The organism is Streptosporangium sp. NBC_01639 (genome assembly GCF_045209755.1).
Classification (GTDB): Bacteria; Actinomycetota; Actinomycetes; order Streptosporangiales; family Streptosporangiaceae; genus Streptosporangium.
The window spans coordinates 2,306,874-2,332,738 of the sequence record NZ_CP109272.1; the positions used below are offsets into that span (position 1 = coordinate 2,306,874).

21 protein-coding genes and 2 pseudogenes are annotated in these 25,865 nt (G+C 69.9%); 13 read left to right on the forward strand and 10 right to left on the reverse strand.

The annotated features are described in order from the left end of the window. Positions 1-142 precede the first annotated feature (142 nt). From OHA77_RS10325 to miaB, 3 genes are all read right to left on the reverse strand, one after another. Entirely contained in the window at positions 143-820 is a 678-nt protein-coding gene (locus tag OHA77_RS10325) for a hypothetical protein (RefSeq protein WP_406317686.1), read from the reverse strand. 295 nt (positions 821-1,115) lie between these two features. Next, positions 1,116-1,673: a hypothetical protein gene (locus tag OHA77_RS10330; protein WP_406317687.1), complete on the reverse strand. Its 558-nt coding sequence runs from the start codon at positions 1,671-1,673 to the stop codon at positions 1,116-1,118. Positions 1,674-2,106: 433 nt separating this feature from the next. Further along, the gene (gene miaB, locus OHA77_RS10335; RefSeq protein ID WP_406317689.1) at positions 2,107-3,603 is read right to left on the reverse strand and encodes a tRNA (N6-isopentenyl adenosine(37)-C2)-methylthiotransferase MiaB; all 1,497 of its coding nucleotides are present in this window, start codon (positions 3,601-3,603) and stop codon (positions 2,107-2,109) included. Between the two features lie 416 nt (positions 3,604-4,019). Between miaB and OHA77_RS10340 the strand changes: the two genes are divergently transcribed. The 5 genes from OHA77_RS10340 (at position 4,020) to OHA77_RS10360 (ending at position 9,339) form a co-directional block, all read left to right on the forward strand. Then, positions 4,020-4,775, forward strand: a complete 756-nt coding sequence (locus OHA77_RS10340; RefSeq protein WP_326820846.1) for an amino acid ABC transporter ATP-binding protein — start codon at positions 4,020-4,022, stop codon at positions 4,773-4,775. A 36-nt stretch (positions 4,776-4,811) separates the two neighbouring features. After that, the gene (locus OHA77_RS10345; RefSeq protein WP_406317690.1) at positions 4,812-5,621 is read left to right on the forward strand and encodes a glutamate ABC transporter substrate-binding protein; all 810 of its coding nucleotides are present in this window, start codon (positions 4,812-4,814) and stop codon (positions 5,619-5,621) included. Positions 5,622-5,680: 59 nt separating this feature from the next. Then, a complete protein-coding gene (locus OHA77_RS10350) occupies positions 5,681-6,349 on the forward strand; it encodes an amino acid ABC transporter permease (RefSeq protein ID WP_326820844.1) in 669 nt (222 codons plus the stop codon). Continuing rightward, a complete protein-coding gene (locus OHA77_RS10355; RefSeq protein WP_406317691.1) occupies positions 6,346-7,284 on the forward strand; it encodes an amino acid ABC transporter permease in 939 nt (312 codons plus the stop codon). The genes OHA77_RS10350 and OHA77_RS10355 overlap by 4 nt, the downstream gene beginning before the upstream one ends. Positions 7,285-7,461: 177 nt before the next feature. Then, complete coding sequence (locus OHA77_RS10360; protein WP_406317692.1) at positions 7,462-9,339, forward strand: prolyl oligopeptidase family serine peptidase; 1,878 nt, start codon at positions 7,462-7,464, stop codon at positions 9,337-9,339. 264 nt (positions 9,340-9,603) lie between these two features. Here the strand turns inward: OHA77_RS10360 and rny are convergent, their stop codons facing one another. From rny to recA, 3 genes are all read right to left on the reverse strand, one after another. After that, complete coding sequence (rny, locus tag OHA77_RS10365) at positions 9,604-11,220, reverse strand: ribonuclease Y (RefSeq protein ID WP_406317693.1); 1,617 nt, start codon at positions 11,218-11,220, stop codon at positions 9,604-9,606. Positions 11,221-11,647: 427 nt separating this feature from the next. Further along, positions 11,648-12,517 carry a recombination regulator RecX gene (recX, locus tag OHA77_RS10370; protein ID WP_406317694.1) on the reverse strand — a complete coding sequence of 290 codons (870 nt, stop codon included), beginning with the start codon at positions 12,515-12,517 and terminating at the stop codon, positions 11,648-11,650. A gap of 12 nt (positions 12,518-12,529) precedes the next feature. Further along, on the reverse strand, positions 12,530-13,621 hold the full coding sequence (gene recA, locus OHA77_RS10375) for a recombinase RecA (protein WP_406317695.1): 1,092 nt from the start codon (positions 13,619-13,621) through the stop codon (positions 12,530-12,532). Positions 13,622-13,902: 281 nt separating this feature from the next. Between recA and OHA77_RS10380 the strand changes: the two genes are divergently transcribed. The 4 genes and pseudogenes from OHA77_RS10380 to OHA77_RS10395 all read left to right on the forward strand — a co-directional run. Then, complete coding sequence (locus tag OHA77_RS10380; protein ID WP_326820838.1) at positions 13,903-14,199, forward strand: hypothetical protein; 297 nt, start codon at positions 13,903-13,905, stop codon at positions 14,197-14,199. A 326-nt stretch (positions 14,200-14,525) separates the two neighbouring features. Next, on the forward strand, positions 14,526-15,002 hold the full coding sequence (locus OHA77_RS10385; protein ID WP_406317696.1) for a MarR family winged helix-turn-helix transcriptional regulator: 477 nt from the start codon (positions 14,526-14,528) through the stop codon (positions 15,000-15,002). Then, positions 14,995-15,882: an alpha/beta fold hydrolase gene (locus OHA77_RS10390; protein ID WP_406317698.1), complete on the forward strand. Its 888-nt coding sequence runs from the start codon at positions 14,995-14,997 to the stop codon at positions 15,880-15,882. The genes OHA77_RS10385 and OHA77_RS10390 overlap by 8 nt, the downstream gene beginning before the upstream one ends. Before the next feature lie 86 nt (positions 15,883-15,968). Further along, positions 15,969-16,103 (forward strand): annotated as a pseudogene (locus OHA77_RS10395) (transposase); the annotation flags it as partial. Between the two features lie 263 nt (positions 16,104-16,366). On the opposite strand, the gene OHA77_RS10400 reads toward OHA77_RS10395, so the two are convergent. Together OHA77_RS10400 and OHA77_RS10405 are read right to left on the reverse strand one after the other, a co-directional pair. Next, positions 16,367-16,561 (reverse strand): DUF3046 domain-containing protein, encoded by a 195-nt coding sequence (locus OHA77_RS10400; RefSeq protein ID WP_326820835.1) that lies wholly within the window; start codon positions 16,559-16,561, stop codon positions 16,367-16,369. 109 nt (positions 16,562-16,670) lie between these two features. Next, on the reverse strand, positions 16,671-17,159 hold the full coding sequence (locus tag OHA77_RS10405) for a VOC family protein (protein WP_406317700.1): 489 nt from the start codon (positions 17,157-17,159) through the stop codon (positions 16,671-16,673). Between the two features lie 452 nt (positions 17,160-17,611). Here OHA77_RS10405 and OHA77_RS10410 point away from each other — a divergent pair, with 452 nt between their 5' ends. After that, a complete protein-coding gene (locus OHA77_RS10410; protein WP_406317701.1) occupies positions 17,612-22,408 on the forward strand; it encodes an ATP-dependent helicase in 4,797 nt (1,598 codons plus the stop codon). A 49-nt stretch (positions 22,409-22,457) separates the two neighbouring features. On the opposite strand, the pseudogene OHA77_RS10415 reads toward OHA77_RS10410, so the two are convergent. Next, a pseudogene (locus tag OHA77_RS10415) lies at positions 22,458-23,198 on the reverse strand (IS5 family transposase); the annotation flags it as partial. Positions 23,199-23,507: 309 nt separating this feature from the next. Between OHA77_RS10415 and OHA77_RS10420 the strand changes: the two are divergent. Beyond that, entirely contained in the window at positions 23,508-23,867 is a 360-nt protein-coding gene (locus tag OHA77_RS10420; RefSeq protein ID WP_406317702.1) for a DUF2834 domain-containing protein, read from the forward strand. Between the two features lie 121 nt (positions 23,868-23,988). Beyond that, entirely contained in the window at positions 23,989-24,234 is a 246-nt protein-coding gene (locus OHA77_RS10425; RefSeq protein WP_406317703.1) for a hypothetical protein, read from the forward strand. A gap of 185 nt (positions 24,235-24,419) precedes the next feature. On the opposite strand, the gene OHA77_RS10430 is transcribed toward OHA77_RS10425, so the two are convergent. After that, a complete protein-coding gene (locus OHA77_RS10430) occupies positions 24,420-24,977 on the reverse strand; it encodes a TetR/AcrR family transcriptional regulator (protein ID WP_406317704.1) in 558 nt (185 codons plus the stop codon). 84 nt (positions 24,978-25,061) lie between these two features. On the opposite strand from OHA77_RS10430, the gene OHA77_RS10435 reads away from it, so the two are divergent. Then, positions 25,062-25,865 carry an enoyl-CoA hydratase/isomerase family protein gene (locus OHA77_RS10435; protein WP_406317706.1) on the forward strand — a complete coding sequence of 268 codons (804 nt, stop codon included), beginning with the start codon at positions 25,062-25,064 and terminating at the stop codon, positions 25,863-25,865.

Genomic DNA, 25,865 nt, shown 5'->3' on the forward strand with positions numbered 1-25,865 from the left:
CGCGGCCGGTGGGCAGGCGCGACGGCCGAGCCCGCCACCTACCGGCTGACGGCGACCGACGCCCAGCCGGTTGTCGCGTGGACCTTCACCCCGGCGAAGCCCACCACGGGCACCGGGCGACATCTCAGGAAGGCGCGCGGGATCATCCCGTCCAGCGGGCGACGAAGTAGCCGACGCCGTAGGGGGCGCCGTCGTAGAGGATCTCTCCGTTCAGAGGGCTCGCCGCTCCGCCGAGGACCTGCAGGGCGGCGCGTCCGGCGACCCACAGCCCGGCGGCCTCGCCGGCGTCGAGCTCCGCGAGCGCCGGAGCCTCGGCCCGGGCGAGCGCCTCGACGATCGCGGCGTTGTACGGCTGCGCGCGGGGGTCGAGGTAACCCGGTGACTTCTCGGTGAGGCAGGCCGACCCGTCGGCCATGACGAGCATCGCCACGCGTCCGGCCGCCGCCGCCAGCCGCTCGCCGAGGGCCGCGCACTCCGCGGGGGCGGCGTCGAAGGAGACCGCGTGGAACGCCGAAGCGGTCAGCCGTTCCCTTTCGAGCAGCCAGCGGCCGATCGACAACGACAGCGGCAGGACCGGCTCTCCCCGCCCGGTCCGGACGTCGAGGCCCCAGGGCGCCAGGCTTCCGGCGGCGTCCGCACCGTAGGTGACGTCCTGGTCGGCGCCGCCCACCACGAGGAGCACGTCGGGACCGGCGTCGCGCAACGCCCCGACCGCCGCCGCGCAGGCCGCGCGGAGCCCGTCGAGCTCCGCGGCCGCGGCACCGGCCAGCTCGGGGACCAACAGGGGAGGGTGCGGGCACACGGCCGCGGCGACAAGCACCCCGCCAGACTAATCCAGACCGGCGGGCCGTCCTCCACAGACCGCTCGCCGTTCCACGGCGAGGAGACCGCCCGGACGGCGACGCGGGGCGCGGTGAGAGTTCACCGTGCATGCCCGCGATCAGGTTCGCGGCGTTCTCGTACTGCCGACGCGGGGCACGGTGAGAGTTCACTGTGCCCCGCGTCCCTGTCGTGCCCCGGCCGACGGCCTCACGGACCCTTGAGTGGAATCAACGTGCCCCGGGTCATGGGCACCGGCGCCTCACGGACCGAGAGGTACGGCCGGTGCGGGATCGTCAGTTCCCGCCTTCATAAGGAGCGACGTATCCGGTGGCGCCGTCACTACGGGAGTCGACCTGACCTTCGTCCGACTGCTGCGGACTGCTCTGCTGCTCCTTGGCCGGCTTGTCGGCCGTCTGCCTGCCGGTGCCCGAACCGCCCGAGTCCTTCTCGGCCGCCTTGCCCGCGTTGGCGTCGGCGCGCGTGCCGGTGCCGGTTCCGGTGCCGGTGTCTCCGCCGGAGGTGTTCTGCCGGCCAGACGCGACATCCGACTTCTGGTCGGGCTTCTGCTTCCCGGCCTGCTCGGCGCTCTCGCCCGATCCGGGATCCGATGATGGGTCCTGGGCGCTCTGCGGTGGCTGCGACACCTGCGCGGCGCCGGGTCCGTCCGCACCGTCGTTCGTGAGGGCGAAGAAGGCGCCTCCGCCCAGCAGGGCGGCGGCGAGGACGGAGAAAGCGGCTATGGCCGGGCCGTTTCTCCTGCTTTTCCTGCGGCGGGGGTTCGGCCCGTCACCGGGGCCGGTGAGGATCTCTGGCTCTCCGGGACCGAGCGGAGATTGAGGGGGGACGTGCATGAGAAAAACTCCCTGCGGTTCTCGGGGGGAAACCTCCACGGCTTCCGAGGGTGCGGAACCACAGTAGTCACAGCAGGGAAGTGCTCGCACAGCAACAACAACTGAATCACGAAATATCATCATTTAGGAGATCTGCGGCGCTGCCGTACGCACCCGCTCCGGCGAGAACCGTTCCGGCGCCGGGATCGCCGCTCCCGTCGGGGTTTCCGATGAACGGCGGCACCGCGGAACCGGCCACGCCCCGCCGCCCCGGAGCGTGGCGGGGCGGCTCACATCCGGCGCACGAAAACATCCGGAACCGCTTCCGGCACACCGCCCGGGATGGCTGTGGTGCGGAGACACCCGGGACGGTGACCGCCTCGGGGATCTCCGCATCCGGGCTCCGGCTCGGGGTGCGGCCTTCCCCCGGGGGCTCAGCCCCCGGTGCCGGAGCTCAGGAGGGGATGGAGCAGCCGGAGGCCTCGGGGAGCGGAGCGGGGCGGCCGATCGAGGGCATGCCGAGCATGACTCCGGGACCGGCGCTCGCCGGGGCGCCCTGCCGGGCCTCCCAGGCGTCGCCCGCGCGGGTGCGGCGGAGCCTCAGCGCGGGACCGTCGGCGACCAGGTGGTGCGGCGCCGCATAGGTGACCTCGGCGCTCACCACGTCACCAGGGCGCGGGACCTCGGCACCCGGCGTGAAGTGAACCAGGCGGTTGTCGGGGGCGCGGCCGGACAGGCGGCGGGTCGCCTCGTCCTTACGGCCCTCCCCCTCGGCGACCAGCACCTCGAGCGTCCGGCCCACCTGCTTCTTGTTCTCCTCCCAGGAGATCTCGGTCTGCAGGGCGACGAGCCGCTCATAACGCTCCTGCACGACCTCCTTGGGGATCTGGTCGTCCATGGTGGCGGCGGGGGTGCCGGGCCGGATGGAGTACTGGAACGTGAAGGCGTTGGCGAACCGCGACTCGCGCACCACGTCAAGGGTGCCCTGGAAGTCCTCCTCGGTCTCGCCGGGGAAGCCCACGATGATGTCGGTGGAGATGGCCGCGTCGGGCATGGCCGCGCGGACCCGCTCGATGATGCCCAGGTAGCGCTCGGCCCGGTAGGAGCGGCGCATCGCCTTGAGGACCCGGTCGGAGCCGGACTGCAGCGGCATGTGGAGCTGGTGCATCACATTGGGCGTCTCGGCCATGGCCGCGATGACGTCGTCGGTGAACGCGGCCGGGTGCGGGCTGGTGAAGCGGACCCGCTCCAGCCCGTCGATGTCGCCGCAGGCCCGCAGCAGCTTGCCGAAGGCGAGCCGGTCACCGAACTCCACCCCGTAGGTGTTGACGTTCTGGCCGAGCAGGGTGATCTCCAGCACGCCCTGGTCGACCAGGGTCCGCACCTCGTTGAGGACGTCGCCGGGGCGGCGGTCCTTCTCCTTGCCGCGCAGCGCCGGCACGATGCAGAACGTGCAGGTGTTGTTGCACCCGACGGAGACCGACACCCACGCGGCGTAGGCGGACTCCCGCTTGGTCGGCAGCGTGCTCGGGAAGGTCTCCAGGGATTCCTTGATCTCGACCTGGGCCTCCTGCTGGACGCGTGCCCGCTCCAGCAGCACCGGCAGCGAGCCGATGTTGTGGGTGCCGAACACCACGTCCACCCAGGGCGCCTTGCGGACGATCTCCCCTTGGTCCTTCTGCGCCAGGCAGCCACCCACGGCGATCTGCATGCCGGGGTTGCCCACCTTCGAGGGGCGCAGGTGCCCGAGATTGCCGTAGAGCTTGTTGTCGGCGTTCTCCCGCACGGCGCAGGTGTTGAACACGACCACGTCGGCCGTCTCCCCCTCGGGCGCGGGGATGTAGCCCGCGTCTTCGAGAAGGCCCGACAGGCGCTCGGAGTCGTGCACGTTCATCTGGCACCCGTAGGTACGAACCTCGTACGTGCGGGCGCTCTCCACGGTGACAGTCATCTCAACAGACAAGGGTAGGCGCTCCGCGCGTCCTCCGGATACGGCGGCGGCCGGGATCCTCTCGACGGTCGCCGCGGCGCCGGACCGGAAGACCCGGCCCGCCCGGCACGCGGCAGCGGGCACACCCCGTTTCCGGCGGATCGGGATGCCGTTCTCCCGAGGACGGGCCGGTGATCGACTTCCGGTCGCATTCGCCTGCAGCCGTAACGCGAAAGCCGACTAGCAGCTCACTCACTGCATTGCCGCAGGAAAAGTGACGTAACTCACCGAAACATGCGATCTTGCTCTTGATCCGACGTATCTGGCGGAGATCTGACAGATCTTGAAGCAAATTTTACCGGAAACGGGCAGGTCGTGATCTGATCGGTACCACAGGGTTAGCCTGAGGTGCCCTCCGCGGAATTACCTTGTCCACCATGACGGAGAACGGGGACACGACTCCTTTGGTCGTGCTTGCGGATGTCAACAAGCACTTCGGTAACCTGCATGTCCTGCGCGACATCAATCTGACGATCTCCCGTGGCGAGGTCCTCGTCGTCATCGGCCCTTCGGGCGGCGGCAAGTCGACCCTGTGCCGGACGATCAACCGGTTGGAGACGATAGACAGCGGAACGATCACCTTCGACGGGCAGCCGCTCGCGGCGGAGGGCAAGACACTGGCCAGACTCAGGTCCGAGGTCGGCATGGTGTTCCAGTCCTTCAACCTGTTCGCGCACAAGACGATCCTGGAGAACGTCACACTCGGGCCGATCAAGGTCCGCGGCATCGCCAAGGCAGAGGCCGAGCGGCGGGGCATGGAGCTGCTCGAACGGGTCGGGATCGGCGCCCAGGCGTCGAAGTATCCGGCGCAGCTCTCGGGAGGCCAGCAGCAGCGTGTGGCCATCGCCCGCGCCCTGGCCATGGATCCCAAGATGATCCTGTTCGATGAGCCGACCTCGGCCCTGGACCCGGAGATGGTTCAGGAGGTGCTCGACGTCATGATCGGTCTCGCCCAGGAGGGCATGACGATGATGGTCGTCACCCACGAGATGGGATTCGCCCGCCGCGCGGCGAACCGGGTGGTGTTCATGGCCGAGGGCCAGGTCGTCGAGGAGAACACCCCCGAGGAGTTCTTCACCGCCCCGCGGACGGACCGGGCGAAGGACTTCCTCTCCAAGATCCTTACGCACTAACGGCTCACCCCCTTTAAAGAATGAAGAGGTAGCAGGATGCGTGTACGTCGTATTGGAGCCGTAGTGATCGCGGTGGCGGCCGCGGCCGCGAGTCTCACCGCGTGCAGCGGCGACAGCGACAAGTTCGTTGTCGGAATCAAGTTCGACCAGCCCGGCCTGGGACAGAAGCAGCCGGATGGTTCGTTCAAGGGTTTCGACGTCGACGTGGCCAAGTATCTCGCCAAGGAGCTCGGTTACACCGACGACAAGGTCGAGTTCAAGGAGGCCATCTCGGCCAACCGCGAGTCCTTCGTCCAGCAGGGCCAGGTCAACATCGTGATCGCGACCTACTCGATCACCGACGACCGCAAGAAGAAGATCGGATTCGCCGGTCCTTACCTGGTCACCGGCCAGGACATCCTGACCCGCGCGGACGACACGACGATCAACAGTGTCGACGACCTGAAGGCCAAGAAGGTCTGCGGCGCCCAGGGGTCGTCCTCGCCCAAGCGTCTGGTCGACAAGTTCGGCGAGGCCTGGAAGGGCCAGTACCTCACCGAGCAGCAGGGCTACGGCGCCTGCCTGCCCCTGCTGGAGAACAAGCAGGTCGACGCGATCTCCACCGACGCGACGATCCTGGCCGGGTTCGCCACCCAGTCGCCCGGCAAGTTCCGCCTCGTCGGCAAGCCCTTCTCCGAGGAGAAGTACGGCATCGGCGTGAAGCTGGACGACAAGGACACCCGCGAGAAGCTCAACGCGGCCGTGGAGAAGATGTTCAAGGACGGCAGCTGGAAGAAGGCCGTCGACGCCAACTTCGGCGAGTTCGGAAAGTTCTTCACCACCCCGCCGGCCGTCGAGCGTTACTGATCGGCCACGAATCGGCCGGGGCGTGCGAACGCTCCGGCCGACGGCTATTGGAGGGATGAGTGCAGGCACTCTTCGACGAATTCCCGGTCATCCTGGGCGCCTTCTGGCTGACGATACGGCTCACGCTCGCCAGCGGGCTGCTGGCGCTGGTCCTCGGGACGATCCTCGCCGGGATGCGCGTCAGCCCGCTGCCCGTGCTGCGCGGACTCGGCACGGCGTACGTGAACATCGTGCGGAACACCCCGTTGACGCTGGTGATCGTGTTCTGCGGGCTGGGTCTCGGCCTGGTGCTGGACGTCTCGTTCTCCACGAGCCTGTCCACGAACTATCTCTGGCTGTCCATCATCGGCCTGTCGAGCTACACGGCGGCGTTCGTCTGCGAGGCGATCCGAGCCGGCATCAACACGGTGCCGCTCGGCCAGGCCGAGGCGGCCCGCGCCATCGGCCTGACCTTCTTCCAGAACCTGCGGCTGATCGTGCTGCCCCAGGCGCTCCGCGCGGTGATCGCCCCGCTGGGCAGCGTCCTGATCGCGCTGATCAAGAACACCACCATCGCCGCCGCCATCGGCGTGGGTGAGGCCTCCCTGACAATGAAGACGCTTTTCGAGTCGCACGGTGACGCGGTCGTCCCGATCTTCTTCGGGTTCGCGGTCGGCTTCCTGATCCTGACTCTGCCCACCGGACTGCTGTTCACCTGGCTGTCCAAGCGACTGGCGGTGATCCGATGAGCACGCTGACCGCGGAGCCGAAGCAGACAGGCAAACGCGCGTCCGTACCGGATCGGGTCAGCGTCCTCTACGACGCGCCCGGTCCCCGCGCCCGGATGCGCAACACCGTGCTCACGGTGGTGGTGGTGCTCATAGCGCTGCTCGCCGTCTACGTGATGGTGACCAAGCTGGATGAGAAGAACCAGCTCAACGCCGACCTGTGGACCCCGTTCCTCCGGGGCGACGTGTGGATCAACCTGATCCTGCCCGGCCTGTTCAACACGCTCAGCGCGGCGGCGGTCGCCGCGCTGATCGCGGTGCCGTTCGGGTTCGTCTTCGGCATCGGCCGGCTGTCCGACCACGCCTGGATCCGCGTCCCGGCGGGAGCGGTGGTCGAGTTCTTCCGGGCCATCCCGCTGCTCATCATGATCTTCGCGGTGATGTACGGCGGGAACGTGGTCTTCGGGCTGACCGTGACCCCGTTCATGGCGGTGGTGACCGGCCTGGTCCTGTACAACGGGTCGGTGCTGGCGGAGATCGTGCGGGCGGGCATCCTGTCCATCCCGCGCGGCCAGTCGGAGGCGGCACTCGCGATCGGGCTGCGCAAGGGCCAGGTCATGCGGATGATCCTGCTGCCGCAGGGGGTCACGGCCATGATGCCGGCGATCGTCGCGCAGCTCGTCGTGCTCCTCAAGGACACCGCCCTGGGGTTCATCGTCTCGTTCGAGGACCTGTTGAACGCGGGGGCACGCGTACTGCCGTCCAACTTCAACAACATCATCCCGGCAGTGATCGTCATCGCGATCGTCTACATCATCATCAATCTGATCACCGGGGTCATCGCCATCTGGTTGGAGCGGCGCAGCCGCCGCAGCCGCAAGACCTCGGCCCAGCCGGTCGCCCCGCCCGGGGCGGTCGTGGCGCCCGGTTCGGGCGACATCTCCGCGGTGGACTAAAAGGGGGCTCTGTCCGTCGGCAGCCCAGCTTCCGGCGGGCTTGTCCAGGTTCCGTCGAGGGCGGTCACCGGTCGCGGTGGCCGCCCTCCGGCGTTCCGGAAAACAGAATCCCCGCATGTCGCGCGGGATGAGCGCCATACCGGCGACAGGCGGCGGGTTATCGGGCAGGATTACGCCATGTCCCCCGAGCAGGTCGTCCTGCCGTACGCCACCTGGCCTTCTCCGATCTCCAGCACCGGGGTGGCCCGGTCCGGGCTGCGCCTGGGATTCCCGACGGTGCTCGGCGAGGAGGTGTGGTGGACCGAGGACCGTCCCGCGGAGGGCGGGCGGACCACGATCGTGCACCGGGATGCCGACGGAACGCACCGGGAGCTGCTGGCCGCGCCCTGGAGCGCCCGGACCCGTGTCCACGAGTACGGCGGACGGTCCTACGCGGTGGTCCCCGGGGGCGGCGTGGTGTTCGCCAACCTCACCGACCAACGGCTCTACCTGTTGCCTCCCGGTGGGAGGCCTCGGCCGATCACGCCGGAACCCAAGCGGGAGGCCGGGCTCCGCTATGCGGACATGGTCGTCCACGACGGGCAGGTCTGGTCCGTCCAGGAGCGGCACCACGACGGCGGAATCAGCCGTTCGATCGTGTCCGTCCCGTTGGACGGCGGCGAGGCACCGCGCGAGCGGGTGAGCGGGAGCGACTTCTACGCCGGCCTCGCCCTCTCCCCCGACGGCGAGCATCTGGCCCACGTCTGCTGGGACCACCCCCGCATGCCGTGGAACGGCACCGAGCTGCGGATCACCAGACTGGCCGACGGCGTCTCCTGGACGGTCAAGGGCGGGCCCGCCGAGTCGGTGCTCGCCCCGCAGTGGCGCGACAACCGGCACCTCTATCTGATCTCCGACTGGTCGGGCTGGTGGAACCTCTACCGGATCGGGATGAACGGCACGTCACTCCAGGCGCTCCACCCGGTGGAGGAGGAGTTCGCCGGACCGCTGTGGCAGCTCGGCGCCTCGCCGTACCAGGTGCTGGCCGACGGGCGGATCGCGGTCCTGCACGGCCGGGGAGACCTGCGGCTGGGCATCCTCGATCCGGACAGCGGCACGCTGGCCGATCTGGAGACGCCCTACGACGGCTGGGACACGGTGCTCGCCTCGGACGGGCACATGCTGGCCGGGATCGGGTACGGCACCGCGGTGCCCCGGTCGATCGTCCGGGTGGACACCGTGACCGGGCAGACGCAGGCGCTCCGCCGCGACGTCGAAACGCCGCCCGACACGGCCTATCTGCCGCGGACGCGGGCCGTGGAGATCGAGGGCCGGTTCGGACGCCGGGTGCACGCGTTCCTCTACCCGCCGTCCAATCCCAGGGCCCGGGGCGACGGCCCCGCACCGTACGTCGTGTTCGTCCACGGTGGCCCCACCGGGCACAGCACCGGCGCACTCGATCTGGAGAAGGCGTTCTTCACCAGCCGGGGCATCGGCGTGCTCGACGTCAACTACGGCGGCTCCACCGGCTACGGCCGCGCCTACCGCGACCGGCTGCGCGGCCAGTGGGGCGTGATGGATGTGGAGGACACGGTCGCCGCAGCCGAGTGGCTGGCCGAGGAGGGCCTGGCGGACCCGGAACGGATCGCGATCCGGGGCGGCAGCGCGGGTGGCTGGACGGTGATGGCGGCCTGCTGTGTGTCCGGCGCGTTCGCCGGCGGGGTCTCCTACTACGGCGTGAGCACGCTGGCCCCGTTCGTCGCGACGACCCACGACTTCGAGTCCCGCTACGTCGAGTGGCTGGTGGGTCCCGCCGACCCGGCACTCTACGGCTCACGCGAACCCCTCGGACAGGTCGCCGGGGTGACCTGCCCGATGCTGCTCCTGCAGGGCCTGTCCGACCCGGTGGTCCCCGCCGTCCAATCGCAGGCCTTCGCCGACGCTCTGGCCGAGCGCGGCGTCCCGTGCACCTACCTCACCTTCGAAGGCGAGGCCCACGGTTTCCGCCGTGCCGAGACGCGCAGCGCGGCGCTGGCCACCGAACTCGCCTTCTACCAGCAGATCTTCCGGCGCTGACCGACCTCCTCCCGACCTCTAAGGACCGGAGCTTCCGGCACTGATCGAACTCCTCCCAACCTCAGAGGCCCGAGACTTCCGGCACTGATCGGCCTTCTGCCGACTACGGAGGACGGGGACTTCCGGCGCTGATCGGTCGCCTCCCGACCTCAGAGGCCCGAGACTTCCGGCACTGAACGGCCTTCTGCCGACCACAGAAGACCGGGACTCCTCAAAGGGGCCGATACGCCGCCCAGCGGGACGCACACGGCTCTCCGAGGCGGATCAGCGCGCGAACTCGGTGGCCCTGGACTCGCGGACGACCGTGATACGGACCTGGCCGGGATAGGTCAGCTCCTCCTCGACCTGCTTGGCGACATCACGGGCGATCACCTGGGCCTGGATGTCGTCGACCGAGTCGGGCTTCACCATGACCCGGATCTCCCGGCCCGCCTGCATGGCGAAGACCTTGTCAACGCCGTCATAGGAGGTTGCGATCTCCTCCAGGCGCTCCAGCCGTTTGACGTAGGCCTCCAGCGACTCGCGACGGGCACCCGGACGACCACCGCTGATGGCGTCGGCGGCCTGGGTGAGGACGGCCTCGACGGTCTTGACCTCGACCTCGTTGTGGTGGGCCTCGATCGCATGGACGACGTCCTCGTGCTCGCCGTACCGTCTGGCGATCTCGGCACCGATGAGCGCGTGGCTGCCCTCGACCTCGTGCGTGAGCGCCTTGCCGATGTCGTGCAGGACCGTACAGCGCTTGAGCAGCGTCGAGTCGAGCCGCAGCTCGGCCGCCATGATCCCCGCGATATGGGCGGACTCCACGAGATGACCGAGCACGTTCTGACCATAGGAGGTGCGGTAGCGGAGCTGCCCGAGCAGGGTGATCAGCTCTGGGTGCATCTCGGTGATGCCGAGCTCCATCAGCGCGTCCTCACCGGCGCGCACGCAGAGCTCCTGGACCTCGGCCTTGCTGCGCTCGTGCGCCTCCTCGATGCGCTGGGGGTGGATACGGCCGTCGAGGACGAGCTTCTCCAGCGTCAGCCGGGCGGTCTCGCGACGGACCGGGTCGAAGCACGACAGCAGCACCGCCTCCGGCGTGTCATCGATGATCAGGTTCACCCCGGTGGTCGACTCGAAGGCGCGGATGTTACGGCCCTCGCGGCCGATGATGCGCCCCTTCATCTCATCGCCGGGCAGGTGCAGGACACTGACGACGGATTCGGCGGTCTGCTCGGTGGCCACGCGCTGGACGGCCAGCGTGACAATCTTGGTGGCCCGCTTCTCGCCCTCCTTGCGGGCGTCGGTCTCGATCTCCCTGACGATCAGCGCTGCTTCTCGCTTGGCCTGGTTCTCGATCTCCCGGACCAGCTCGGCCCTGGCCTGTTCACCGGTGAGCCCGGCCACCCGCTCCAGGATGGCCCTGCGTTCCTGGGCGACCCGTTCGAGATCCTCGCGACGGTCTGCGAGCTGGATCTCCGTCTCGGCGAGCTTTCGCGCCCGGTCGGCCTGCCGCCCGGCCTCCTCGTCGAGGCGCTGTTCTCGCTCGGCCAGCCGGCTCTCCCTGCGCTCCAGGTCGGACCGGAATTCCTTGAGCTCATGCTTCAGCACCCGGTTTTCGGCCTCGGCCTCCTTACGCAGCCCGGTGGCCGCCTCTACGGCGGCTTCGGCTCTGCGTAGAACTTCTTCCGCGTCGTTCTGGGCCTTTGCCCGGATCTCGGCGGCTTCGTGCCCGGCCGCCTCCAGCACGGCCTGGATCTCCGCCTCCTGCTCGGGAGAAGGGCCGCTCTTCCCGCTCAGTCCACCGGTGCGACGCAGCAACACGATCAGCGCGGCTGTCATCACCACGGCAAGAACCGCAACCGCTCCCGCCAGTATGACGACCACAACCGGATCCATGCGCGCTCCGCTCTCCTCGCGTCGCAGATATCAGCACGCGAGGGGTCACACGCACGGCACGGAATGTCCAAGCGCTGGCTCCACCAGGACAGATATGAACTCAGGCCTGCCACCGCACCGGCTGATCCCGCCAGCGCTCCGGCTGCCCGCATCCGTCAAGCTTGCTCGTCCGCAATTCTCCGTTATGACAATCCGCACTGCGCGGAGTAACTCCTCACTGCCGTCGAGATTAGGCCTCAAAGAGGTAACGGGCAAGCAAAGGAGCATGGGGGATCGGCTAAACATGAAGGTTGGATTTTCTTCACTCACCGTTGCGGGTGGAGCATGGTGAATCGTCGCTCCCTTGATCCCATCCAGGCGCACCGGCATCCGACTACCTGAGTAGGATGCCACTCACCTGGCGGCCCGCACCGTCCCGATGTGTTTCTTACTCGTCAGGCGGATAATCCAACTCCGCCGAAAATGCGGGATTTTCCGCCTCTTCACTCTCAAGCGCCTCACGGACCACACGGAAGGCGAGACCGGGGCCGTATCCCTTTCGGGCGAGCATGCCGGCCAGCCTCCGTGTCCTGACCGCCGTATCCAGTCCGCGAGTCGACGGGAGCTTGCGCGCCACGAGCCTGCGAGCCGTCTCCACCTCCTGCTCGGGGTCGAGCTGCTCCATCGCCTCCTTGACGGTCTCCTCATCCACCCCGCGGTGACGTAGCTCCGAGGCGAGCGCCCTGCGGGCAAGGCCTCGCCCGGCATGGCGCGAACTCACCCACGCCGCGGCAAACGCCTCGTCATCGATGAGCCCGACCTCGGAGAACCGCTCCAGCACGGCCTCGGCCGCCTCGTCGGGCACCTCGCGCTTGCGCAGCGCCTCGGCGAGTTGGGCACGGGTGCGCGGTGCCATGGTCAGCAGCCGCAGGCAGATCGCCCGTGCTACGGCACGCGGATCCGCCGGCGGTCCCTGGCTCGCTGGAGAACCGTCGACCGGCCCGTCGGGCAGAATCCCCGGCCTGGAGCTCTGGGACCGCTTCCCACCACGGCGGGACTCCCGCCTACCCCGGCCTCGGGACTCCGTGTCGGAGCGGTCGCCAGGCTCGTGCCCGGAGTCGTCCGATGGGGTGGGACCGCGGTCGTCTTCGGCCTCGGAGCCACCCCACGCGTCAGGCTGATCCCGGCGTGAGCGCCGGGACCGGCCGCCTCCCCGTCTGCCCGCCCCGGAGCGACCGGCCTCCGGCACATCCGGCCAGGCTCCCCAGTCCCTCGGTCCGGCCGCGTCGGCCGGACCGGAGTCAGGTCCCGTTGTCATCGGTCAACCGGCTCAGACGTCACCCGGCTTGGGAGTGGCCGCCTTGGAACCGCGACCGGACGTGGCGGGAACCGGAGCCGCGGGCGGCGGAGTGGCCGGGCTGTCGAGGCGCGGGCCGATGCCGAGCTTCTCCTTGATCTTCTTCTCGATCTCGTTGGCCGTGTCGGGGTGGCTCTTCATGAAGTTGCGGGCGTTCTCCTTACCCTGCCCGAGCTGGTCGCCCTCGTAGGTGTACCAGGCGCCGGACTTGCGGACGAAGCCGTGCTCGACACCCATGTCGATCAGGCCGCCCTCACGGGAGATGCCGACGCCGTAGAGGATGTCGAATTCGGCCACCCGGAAGGGCGGGGCCATCTTGTTCTTGACGACCTTCACCCTGGTGCGGTTGCCGACCGCCTCGGTGCCGTCCTTCAGCGTCTCGATACGACGGATGTCGAGACGGACCGAGGCGTAGAACTTCAGCGCCTTTCCACCGGTCGTGGTCTCGGGTGAGCCGAACATGACGCCGATCTTCTCGCGGAGCTGGTTGATGAAGATCGCGGTGGTGCCGGTGTTGTTGAGCGCACCGGCCACCTTGCGCAGTGCCTGGGACATCAGGCGGGCCTGGAGGCCGACGTGGCTGTCGCCCATCTCGCCCTCGATCTCGGCCTTGGGCACCAGGGCCGCGACCGAGTCGATGACCAGGATGTCGACGGCGCCCGACCGGATCAGCATGTCGGCGATCTCCAGCGCCTGCTCACCGGTGTCGGGCTGGGAGACGAGCAGTGCGTCGGTGTCGACGCCCAGCTTCTTGGCGTAGTCCGGGTCGAGGGCGTGCTCGGCGTCGATGAACGCCGCGATGCCGCCGGCCTTCTGGGCGTTGGCCACCGCGTGCAGGGCGACGGTGGTCTTACCCGAGGACTCGGGACCGTAGACCTCGATGATGCGGCCACGCGGGAATCCGCCGATGCCCAGGGCCACGTCGAGCGCGATGGAACTGGTCGGGATCACTTCGATGGGCGCACGGGTCTCGTCACCGAGGCGCATGACAGAGCCCTTGCCGAACTGGCGCTCGATCTGAGCCAGCGCGGTCTCAAGCGCCTTCTCGCGGTCGTTAGCAGCCATGGGAGCCCCCTGAAGGGTCGCGGGTTGAATCGGTTGCCAGAAAGCTACGGGGTGCCACCGACATTTTCTGGAGAGCACGCCACGAGTGACGGCGTGACCAATATAGCCGAACGACTGTTCGATCGTGGCTCGACTCCGTCACGTGTTTCCCGGACGCCGCAGGCCACGGAGGACGGTGGACCCCATCTTGGAGGAGACATTCCCGGGCATTCCATGTGTCGTGTTGTCAATGAGCTGACCTGGGGCGATGCTGAAGGAAAACGGATCCCGAGGTGCCCGATGTGCCCGATGTGACCGCCGAGTTCGCCCGGCAACGCCTGGCCCACCTTGAGTCCCTGGCCACCGAACTGGCCGCCCGGGGGCTGGCGAGCCGCATGCTCGGAACCGGCGCTCCGGTGCTGTGGGTATGGCATCCGCGCAGCGGGAGACAGACGATCGTCTTCGCCGGCCCGGCTGCGGACGGCTGGCTTTTTCTGTGGTCGCCGGGCGGCCAGGGGCGTGCCGAGGAGCCGGTCCACGTGGCCGACCTGCTCGGAAAGCTGCTGGACGGCACCCCTCGGAACGCGTCTGACGGCTGAGAGCCGTTTCCTGGATCACGCGCGGAGCCAGATCACCGGGGCTGCCAGAGTGGTCCTCCACCCGGGTCGGCGCCGGCAAGGGCAAGGTAGCGAGAAAGGCCAGGTCAAAGTCTTCCGACAGCAGCCTCGATCAGGATGCGAAGCCATGGCGCTCCGCGGTCGTCCGGGTCGGTCTTCTCACGGGGCCGATGAACAGCCACGATGCGATCCGGATTCCCATCGGATGATGGGAGCCGATCACTCACAGCCACCTCATCCCCGGTGACGCCGATCCGAGTGGAGGGCCCACTTGCCCAGCTCCGCTGGAATGCGTCAACATTGTTGATGTGTTCGTAGACGAGCGTGATGTTGCACTGTTCTTCCTTGGCTGGCGTTCCTTCGTCGATGACGCCGACACCGTACTCGCCGAGCACGGGCTCAGCCGGGTGCATCACCGGGTGCTGTACGTCGTGGCCCGCAGTGCCGGCATCAGCGTCGGCGAGTTGGCCGCGGCGCTCGGCATCTCCCGCCAGGCGCTGCACCGGCCGCTGTCGGACCTGCGGCGCCGCGGCCTGGTCACGGGCGACGTCTCCGCACGCAGCGGGCGCGAGCGGTCGCTGTCGGCCACCGCCGAGGGGCAGGCGCTCGAACGCGCCGCCACCGGCCCCCAGCTCGCCCATCTGTCCGCCGTCTTCGGTGCCGCCGGCCCGGCCGCGATCGAGGGTTGGCGGCGAATCATGCGCGGCCTCGCCCACGACACCATCGCCCAGTCCTCTTCTGCCACCCGCCACCTCCTCAACGAAGGAAGCCCCGACGGTGCCTGACCTGACCGACCAGTTCCTCGATCTGCCCGCCGGCCGTACCCACTACCGACTCGACGGGCCGGCCGACGCGCCCCTCGTCGTCTTCGTGCCCGGCGCCACCCTGCCGATGTTCGTCTGGGACGGACTTGCCGACACCGTCGCCGCCAACGGCCACCGCGTACTGCGCTACGACCTGATCGGCCGGGGCGCCTCGGCCGCACCGCGCATCTCCTACGACGCCGACGCCTTCGACCGCCAGCTCACCGAGTTGCTCGACCATGTCCAGCCGACCGGGCCCGTGCACCTGGTCGCGCTCGCGTTCGGAGCCCTCGTCACCGCCCGCTTCACCGACCGCCGTCCCGAACGGGTGGCGAGTCTGACCTACGTCGCGCCGGACGGCTTCGGCGTCCGCATGTCCCCGGCCGTGCGGCTGATGCAGCGTCCGGTGCTCGGCGACGCGCTGCTCGCGGTCGCCGGCACCGCCGTCCTGCTGTCCCGCCTGCCCGATTACTCCGACCGGCCCGATATCGTCCAGGCGTTGCGCTCGCGGTTCCGTCCCTACGCCACCGCGCCCGGATTTCAGCGGGCCGTGCTCTCCTCCGTGCGCCGGATGCCCGTCCACGACGCCGGCACCCTCTACCGGCGCAACGACGACCGGGGCGTTCCCACGCTCGTACTCTGGGGGCGCAGGGACCGTGTCACTCCGATGCCTGAGCCCGAGCGCCTACGCACCGCCCTGCCCCATGCCAAGCTCCGTGTCTTCGACGGTACGGGCCACCTGCCCCACGCCGAACGGCCCGCCGAGGTCGCCGCCGCTCTCACCTCGTTTCTCCAGGCCAACACCGCCGGCACTGCCGTCCCAGAGAGCCGCAGCGAGGCGTCCACGGTCAACCCCGATTGATCATGTCTGTGGGCGTTGGAATTGACGGCCAGAGCTGGTTCTTAAGATCTGCTGACTGATCGTGGTGATGTTGTCACGATTGGTACGTGGGTCGTGGTGACTCGACAAGCGCGGAGGGGGAGCGGCTGGAGCCGCTGCTACCCGAGGGTGGCCGTCGGGGCGGGCGGTGGAATGACCGTCGCCCGACGATCGACGGCGTGTCGCACCGGGCCCGGACCGGACTGCCCTGGCGTGATCTGTCCGAGCGGTTCGGCCCGTGGATCACGCTCTATAGGCGGCACCCTATAGGCGGCACCGCCGCTGGTCGGCCGACGGAACCTGGCAGATGCCGCCGACCGCGATCAGGCCGAGCAAGCCGCCGAGGGCCGCCTGGCCCGGGACATCTCCGTCGGCTCCGCCACCGTCCGAGCGCCCCCGCACACCGCCCCCTCCGGCGCCCGGGCCTGGCGGTGTCGCGCACCCGGTCCTCCGGCGCCTCCGTGTTTCAGCGCAGCCGGGCGGGGACGTCGGACACTCCGCACACGGCCCGCCAGACGTCCTTCGCGGCGATGCCGTCGGCCAGCGCCTGGTTCACGGTCCGGCCGCCAAGCTCGGCGATGTTGTAGTCGCGGGCCCACGACTCCGCGTACGGATCGCCGAAGTGCAGTTTCATCCGGTTCCAGAACTCCGACAGGCGCATCCCCCAAGTGTGGCCCCTCCCCGGCATGCTCGTGACCGGGCAGGGGCGCGCGGCGCGGCGATCCGCACCCGGGAGACGGAGGACATGAGGACGTGCGGACCCGTCTGTGTCAGAGGACGCGGGAGCCGTACATCTCGCCGAGCGGGTCGGCGAGCAGCTCCAGACGGGCTCCGTCGGGGTCCCTGAAGTGGATCGAGGCGCCGCTCTCGATCTGGTGCGCCACGCCCGCGGCCTCCAGCTTGCCCCGTAACCGCTCCCAGGTCGACGGATCGACGGAGACGGCGATGTGGTGCAGACCGCCGAGCACCTCTCTGTACGGACCGAGGTCGAGCCCGGGGAAGTCGAAGAAGGCCAGCAGGTTGCCGCCGCCGATGTCGAAGAAGAAGTGGCTTGATCCCCGCTGGTCGCGGTTTTCGAAAATCTCCGTCAACGGGAACTCCAGGAGGTCCTGGTAGAACGCGATCGTCGTCTCGACGTCGGAGGAGATCAGTGCGAAGTGGTGCAGGCCCCGCGCGCTGCTCGGCGGCCGGTGTTCTCGCAGGCGCTCCGCCCTGATTCTCTCGCGTGCCGTCTCCATCGCCGGATGGTCGATGCTCACCGCTGGGTCACCTCGCTGGCTCACTGCCCGATGCGTCGGATGCTTGTCCGATCTCTATCTCCGCGACGGGCCGCCGCGAACCTTCCCCGGCCGTCACGCCGCGGTGGGGGGATCTTCTTCACGGTCTCCATGGACGTACCGGGGTCCGGGAACGCGGACCCGGTGGCGGTCTCCCCTCCCGGTCGCCCGGTGCGACGGAACCGAGCCGACCGGCGAGCAGCCGTTCCGACCGGCGGCCGGGGTGAGAGCGGAGGGACCGCGGGGCGGCCGGGCCGCGTGAACGTCCATGATCTTCTCCGGTCCGGTTCCCCGGGGAGCGACGAGCAACGTAGATCTTTGGGCATGCCATACGGCGTCCCCCTCGCGCCCGCCTCCGGCGGCAGGGCCGGATGGAGACAACCGGTTCCAGCCGTGGGGCGTTTTCGACGATGACCGGTTCTGTCGGTGGGGCGATGCACTATGGAGCCGTGACCGGATCAGCGCTCGACCACTTCAGCCCCGTGACCAGGGACTGGTTCGCCGGTGCCTTCGCCTCCCCCACCGCCGCCCAGGAGGGGGCGTGGACGTCGATCGCCCGGGGGGACAACACGCTGGTGGTCGCGCCCACCGGCTCCGGCAAGACGCTGGCCGCCTTCCTGTGGTCGCTCGACCGCCTGGCCACCGAGCATGCGGCCGGGGAGCCGGGCGGGAAGCCGGACGAAGGGTCGGCGGGCGGCGGGCCCATACCGGACCGACGGCCCTCGGCGCCGTCCGGCGGCGCGGGCGGCACCCGCACGCGAGACCGCTCCCGTGCCGAGGACGACGGGCCCGCCGGTCTGTGCCGGGTGCTCTACGTGTCCCCGCTCAAGGCTTTGGCGGTGGACGTCGAGCGCAACCTCCGGGCCCCGCTGGCGGGAATGCGGCAGACCGCGCGGCGGCTCGGACTCGTGGTGCCGGAGATCTCGGTGGCGATCCGCTCGGGCGACACCCCGGCACAGGAGCGGCGCCGTTTCGCGGCCAGGCCGGCGGACATCCTCATCACCACCCCGGAGTCACTGTTCCTGCTGCTGACCAGCCAGGCCCGCGAGGCGCTGCGGGGAGTGCAGACGGTGATCGTCGACGAGGTGCACGCGGTGGCCGCCACCAAGCGCGGTGCGCACCTGGCCCTCAGCCTGGAGCGGCTCGACGCCCTGCTCCCCGAGCCCGCACAGCGCATCGGCCTGTCGGCGACCGTCCGGCCGGTGAGCGAGGTGGCCGCCTTCCTCGGCGGCTCCCGCCCCGCGACGGTGGTCCAGCCGCCCTCCGAGAAGGAGATCGAGATCGAGGTGGTCGTCCCGATCGAGGACATGACCGAGCTCGACGGCGCCCCGCGACCGCCTCGGCCCGATGACGACGACCAGTGGCTGGTCGAGCCACCAGCCCGGCGGACCATCTGGCCGCATGTGGAGGAGCGGCTGTTCGACTTGATCGGAGAGCACAGCTCGACGATCGTCTTCGCCAACTCCCGGCGGCTGGCCGAGCGGCTGTGCACCCGTCTCAACGAGCTGGCATGGGAGCGCAGGACCGACGGCGCGCCGGCGCAGGAGCCCGCGCACTGGGCGGAGGGGTTCCCCACGCCGCCCGTCGGCCCGGCCGCGCCGCCCGCCTCCCTGTCCACGCCCGCGGCGATGATGGCCCAGGCCGGAGCCGCCAAGGGGGCGATTCCGGAGATCGTGCGGGCGCACCACGGGTCGGTGTCGAAGGAGGAGCGCTCCCAGATCGAGGAGGCGCTCAAGTCGGGGCGGCTGCCGGCGGTGGTCGCGACCTCCAGCCTGGAGCTCGGCATCGACATGGGCTCGGTGGACCTGGTCGCCTGCGTGGAGTCGCCGCCGAGCGTGGCCAGCGGCCTGCAGCGGATCGGCCGGGCCGGGCACCAGGTGGGGGCCGTCTCACGGGGTGTGATCTTCCCGAAGTACCGGGGGGACCTGGTCCAGACGACCGTGGTGGCCGAGCGGATGAGAAGCGGGGAGATCGAGGAGCTCCGCTATCCCCGCAACCCCCTCGACGTGCTCGCCCAGCAGATCGTGGCGATGACCGCGCTCGACGAGTGGACGGTCGACGAGCTGGAGACCCTCCTGCGGCGGGCCGCCCCCTACCGGACGCTGCCCCGCAGCGCGCTGGAGGCGACGCTCGACATGCTCGCGGGGCGTTACCCGAGTGAGGAGTTCGCCGAGCTGCGCCCGCGCATCGTGTGGGACCGGGTCACCGGCACCCTGCGGGGCCGGCCCGGGGCCCAGCGGCTGGCCGTCACCAACGGCGGCACGATCCCCGACCGAGGGCTCTTCGGCGTCTTCCTGGTCGGAGAGAAGTCCTCCCGGGTCGGCGAGCTGGACGAGGAGATGGTCTACGAGTCCCGGGTCGGGGACGTGTTCGTGCTGGGCGCGACCTCCTGGCGGATCGAGGACATCACGGCCGACCGGGTGCTGGTCTCCCCCGCGCCCGGTCAGCCGGGCAAGCTGCCGTTCTGGCACGGTGACAACGCGGGGCGGCCGGCGGAGCTGGGCAGGGCGATCGGCGCGTTCCTCCGCGAGATGTCGGCCGCGGGCGCCGGCACCGGGGCCGGGCCGGGAGGTTCGGCGCGCGGGGGGGCGCTGGAGCGGATCAGAGCGGCCGGACTCGACGAGTTCGCCGCGGCCAACCTGCTCTCCTACCTGGCCGAGCAGCGGGAGGCCACCGGATACGTGCCGGACGACCGGACGCTGGTGGTCGAACGGTTCCACGACGAGTTGGGCGACTGGCGGGTCGTGGTGCACTCACCGTACGGGGCGCGGGTGCACGCGCCGTGGGCCCTGGCGATCGGGCGGCGGCTGCGGGAGCGCTACGGCGTCGACGTCCAGGCCGTCCACTCCGACGACGGGATCGTGCTGCGCATCCCCGACACCCTCTCCGGTCCCCCGTCGGACGTGGCGACCTTCGACGCGGAGGAGATCGAGCAGATCGTCACCGAGGAGCTCGGCGGGTCGGCGCTGTTCGCGGCGAGGTTCCGGGAGTGCGCGGGACGGTCCCTGCTGCTACCGCGCCGCACGCCCGGCAGGCGCACCCCGCTCTGGCAGCAGCGTCAGCGGGCCTCGCACCTGCTGAACGTGGCCGGCCGCTACGGTTCGTTCCCGGTGGTGCTGGAGACGATGCGTGAGTGCCTGCAGGACGTGTTCGACGTTCCTGGGCTGGTCCAGCTCATGCGGGACATCTCGGCGCGGCGGGTGCGGCTGGTCGAGGTCGAGACCTCCCAGGCGTCTCCGTTCGCGGCGTCGCTGCTGTTCAACTATGTCGGCGCGTTCATGTACGAGGGGGACGCCCCGCTGGCCGAGCGCCGCGCCCAGGCACTCGCGCTCGACACGAGCCTGCTGGCCGAACTGCTGGGCCAGGCGGACCTGCGCGAGCTGCTCGACCCCGATGTGATCGCCGACACCGAGCGCGAACTGGCCCGGCTGGACCGGCCGCTCCGTGACGCCGAGGACCTGGCCGACCTGCTCCGCTCGCACGGTCCCCTCCTCGCGACCGACGTGAGCCTGCGCGAGGGCGACCCCACCTGGCTGGCCGACTTGGAGGGCGCCCGGCGGGCGATCCGGGTACGGGTGGCCGGACAGGAGCAGTGGGCGGCGATCGAGGACGCCGCTCGGTTGCGCGACGCGCTCGGCGTGCCGCTGCCGGTGGGGGTGCCACACGCCTTCCTGGAGCCGGTGGACGACCCGCTGGGCGATCTGGTCGCCCGGCACGCCCGCACCCGCACCCCGTTCCCGGCCGACACGGCCGCCGCCAGGTTCGGTCTCGGCCCGGCGGTCGTCACCGACGCGCTGCGCCGCCTGGCCGCCTCCGGCCGGGTGGTGAACGGGGAGTTCAGGCCGGGTGGTCGGGGAGAGGAGTGGTGCGACGCCGGGGTGTTGCGGATGCTGCGCCGCAGATCCCTGGCCCGGCTCCGCAAGGAGGTGGAGCCGGTCACCCCCGAGACCCTGGCCGCCTTCGCCCCCGCCTGGCACGGCATCACCGGCAGCCCGCAACGGGGCAGGCCGCCCATCGACGCGCTGGTCGGCGCGATCGAGCAGCTCCAGGGGGCGGCGGTGCCCGCCTCCGCGCTGGAGACGCTGATCCTGCCCTCGAGGGTGCCCGGATACGACCCGTCGCTGCTGGACGAGCTGACGTCCTCCGGTGAGGTCGTCTGGGCGGGGCAGGGGTCCCTGCCGGGCGGGGACGGCTGGGTGGCCCTGTACTTCGCCGACACCGCCCCCGTGCTGATGCCCGAGCCGCTGGAGATCACCCTCACCCCGCTCCACGAGGCGGTCGTGGAGGTGCTCGGCGGTGGCGGAGCACTGTTCTTCCGGGAGGTGGCGGGCCGGGCCGGCGCCCTGCTGGCCGGATCGGTCCCGGATGACGCGATGCTGGCCGCCGCCGTGTGGGACCTGGCGTGGGCCGGGCGGGTCACCGGTGACACGCTCGCACCGCTGCGGGCCACGCTCGGCACCGGCCGGCCCGCCCACCGGCCGGCCACGACGCGCAGGCGGCGGCCGGTGCTGCCCACCCGGAGCGGGCCGCCGACCGTGGGCGGACGCTGGTGGCTGCTGCCGCAGGCGGCCGGCGACCCGACCCAGCGGGCGCACGCCCAGGCCGAGGTGCTGCTGGAGCGGCACGGTGTGGTGACGCGGGGCGCGGTGACCGCCGAGCGGCTACCCGGTGGGTTCGCCGCGATCTACCAGGTGCTCCGCGCCTTCGAGGAGAGCGGCCGGTGCCGCCGGGGCTATTTCGTCGAGGGGCTGGGCGGCGCCCAGTTCGCCCTCCCCGGAGCCGTCGACCGGATGCGCGCCACCGCCACGCCACCGGGCGGCGGCGCATCCGACCCGTGGAGCACCCGGAAACCGGACGGAGACGGCCGGCGAGCGGTGGTGCTGGCGGCGGCCGATCCTGCCAACCCGTACGGTGCGGCCCTGTCCTGGCCCGCCCATCCCGGCGAGGTGTCCCACAAGCCGGGCCGGAAGGCGGGCTCTCTGGTGGTGCTCGTGGACGGGCACCTGGTGCTCTACGTCGAACGCGGCGGCAAGACCCTGCTGTCCTTCACCGACGACGACCGTCTCAGGCCCGCCGTGGACGCGCTGGCCCTGGCCGTCCGCGACGGCGCCCTCGGCAAACTGACCGTGGAGCGGGCGGACGGCGCCGCCATCAACGACTCTCCGCTGGGCGCCGCTCTGGAGGACGCCGGGTTCCACCCGACTCCTCGGGGGCTGCGCCTGCGGGCCTAGGGGCCGTGTGATGTCGCGATCAATTGGCTGCTTGCAAGAGATCTTCGAGTCAGATCATCGAGGCGCGGAGTTCGAGGCCGGCGAGGTAGCTCTCGGGCGGCTTGTCGAAGCGTGTGGCGATGCCGCGCCAGTCCTTCAGCCGGTTGATCAGGCGCTCGACGGCGTTCCGTTCCTTGTAGAGGTCGGCGTCGTGGCTGACGGGCCGCCCGCCCCGGCTGCCTTTCTTTGCGGTTGGCCGCCTGGTCCTTCTTCTCCGGGATGACCGCCTTGATATGGCGTTGGCGTAGGTAGACGCGGTTGGCGCGGGACGAGTACGCCTTGTCCGCAGCCACCGCGCCCGGCCGGGTGCGGGGCCGGCCGGGCGACCGGCAGGCGGACGCGGATCTTCTTCAGCACGGGGATGAACTGGGGCTGTCCGCGGCCTGCCCGGCTGTCAGAACGAACGACAGCGGCCGGCGCCTACGATCGGCGGCGAGGTGAATCTTGCTGGTCAGTCCGCCGCGGGACCTGCCGAGCAGGGCTTCCTTCGGAGCCTGCGGCGGCGGCGGACGCGTCGGCGTTCTTCCCGCTCAGGATCGTTTCCGTCGTCCCACCCGTTTTGTTCCCCTCGTCGCCCCCCCTTTTGCCGGGCCTGTTCCTGCTCGGCGGCGGCCTCGTCCAGAGCCTCCATGACGTCCTTGCCGACGAGCATCCCGGCGGCGTCGTGGTGAGCACGGGCGATCGTGGAGTCCACGCTGACCAGGGACACGTCCGTCCTGCCCTGGCGGGCGGCCTCGGCGCTCAGGCCCTCCGGGGCCGTGGCCGCTCGCGCCGTCGAGCTCAACCACCGCCCCGCAAGATCCATGGCTATCGCACTCCGACAGAGATCTACGCTGAGATCTTGAACAGCGGTGATGCATCGACCCTTTGAGCGCGCCCTCGTTTTCCGACGCACTCACGCCGCAAGGAACATCCGAACCGAAACATGCGCCTGCACTGTCAGTCACCTATGTCACGGAAAGTGCTACAGCTAATTTCTGCACTCAGCCTCCCCGGAGGCCAACCAGGGCGCACTGCACCCAGCACTGCCCCGATTCCTCAGTACATGTCAGGAGACCCGATGAGCACCCCGCGACAACGCCTCTACCTGCTGCTGCTCGCCATTGGCATCATCGTCCCCTATCGCCACGCCATCGGCTGGCTCGGAGAGCACGGACTCGACCTGCCGCGTTTCGTCGACGACATGCTCGCCAATGACATCTCCGCGTTCTTCGTCTGGGACGTCGTCATCGCGGTGGTGGTATTGCTCGCCGCGGCCGTCACCGACCGCGCCCTGCACATCCGCGATCGCGTGTGGGTCGTCATCGGTTCGCTCGCCGGCGCCTCGGTCGGGCTCCCGCTCTACCTGTGGCTGCGGGAGCGCCGGCGGCGACCGGCGGAAGGCGCGGCCCTGGCCGGTGGCGTGCGGCTCTCGCGCTGAGCTGCACGACAGTCATTGAATGCCGATGGTCACGGGGACCCGGTGGTCCTGAAGAAACTTTGGTCGGATATGCCCTGGCTTGCGATGCAGAGGGCCTTCACTGGGTGTCTTCAGTAGAGGCGTGGCCCGCGAACAGCTCCAGCTGCTCGCCGACGGCTCGGCGTGCGTGAGTTTCAGGCAGCGGCGGCAGGTGACCGCGCCCCGGTCGGGATGGGCTGCGGCCGGATCCCAGCCGCCGACGCCGACCATGCAGGCCGGGCCGGGCATGTGCTCGTCGGCGAACCAGCGGGTCATCGCGACGTCGTGCACGATGCCCGAGGAGCGCACCCGCAGGTTGGAGCCGTCGGCGTCCCCAGCCCCAAAGTAGGTTCTGATCGGCCCTCCGCTCACGGGTCGAGGAACTCGGGGTGCCGTTATCGTGGCTGTCACTAGCCACCAAACCGGGTATCCCGGCGCCGAGCAGCGATTGGCCCCTGCTGATGGCCGACGGCAGGCCCCAGGCTGGCTCGATCGCGGCCCTGCCCGCCACGCCTGGCCCAAGATGATGAGGGGTTATCGGCTGCGCGGTCTCACGCCGGTGATCATGAGGTTCAGCAATCGGTCGGCATCGGACGCTCGATCCTTTGATCGCTCGGTGGCGACCGCGATCCCGTTGGCGAGTTGGAGCAGCTCGGAGATCGTGACATCGTCCCTGGCCTCGCCCGAACCCTGCGCCTTGAGCAGGAGTTCAGAGCCGGCCGACCGGATCCGATCGTGGTGCGCCGTCTCCTTGCCCGACAGCAGGACGGCCAGCCCGCGAAAGGAGTTGCTATGGTCCACGACCGCCCGCAGCCATGTCCGAAGGGCAGCGCCGGGATCGGGATCGGCAGATAGACACCGCGCCTGGGCACAAAGCGCCTCAACCCTGTCATGCAGCACCGCTTCGGCCAGGGCGGCCCGTCCGGCAAAGTGGCGATGCAGTGTCGCCGACCCCGCCCCCGCCCGCTGGGCGATCTTCTCCAGGGAGGCCGCGATCCCTTCCTCGGCAAAGACCTCGCGGGCAGCAGTGAGGATGCGGTCGCGGCTTCTTACGGCGTCCGCGCGCGTGCGACGGGTTCGGCCGACATTCACCGAACGTCCCTCCCTGCCACTAGATGGGGTCTGACCCCATTTATTATGGCAGACTGCGCACGCCGTCTACCCGTGAGGAACTCCATGACTGACACGCTGAACGACCGCGACCAGCGCCTCGGCGGTTTCGTCGACCGACCGAGCCTCGATCAGTACGCGCCCAGATACGGTGAGCACTTCGACATCCGCCGGGACGCCGGAATCGTGGAAGTCAGGATGCACACCGGCGGCGGGCCCGCGATGTTCTCGCGCGGCCTGCTCAACGCCTGGGGCCACGTGCTCAGGGACGTCGGCGCCGATCGCGACAACGAGGTGCTCATCATCACCGGCACCGGCCGCCAGTGGATCGCGGGCTTCGATCCCCGGTCCTTCTCCGAGCCGCCGTCGCAATGGCCCAGCGACGTGCTCTACGAGCAGTACTCCGACGGGATGAAACTGCTGGAGAGCCTTGCCTTCGACGTCGACATCCCGACCATCGCCGCGGTGAACGGCCCCGGCCCCCGCATGGAACTCGCCTTGATGTGCGACATCACCCTGTGCGCCGACGACACCCTCATCGCCGACGGAAACTTCACCGCCGGCTCGGTCCCCGGCGACGGCATGCACCTGGTCCTGCAGGAACTCCTCGGCACCAAGCGCGCCGCCTACCTGGCCTACACCGGCCAAAAGATCGACGCCGCCACCGCTCTGCGGTGGGGCCTGGTCAACGAGATCCTCCCGGCCGAGCACGTCATGAACCGTGCCCGACAGATCGCCTCGGCCATCGCGGCTACGCCCCGCACCTCACGACGGCTCACCCACGCCGTGATCCGCCGCCCGTGGCAACGACGCATCGTGGAGGACCTGCGCGCCGGGTACGCACACCAACTCCTCGCGGCCAGCCGCTAG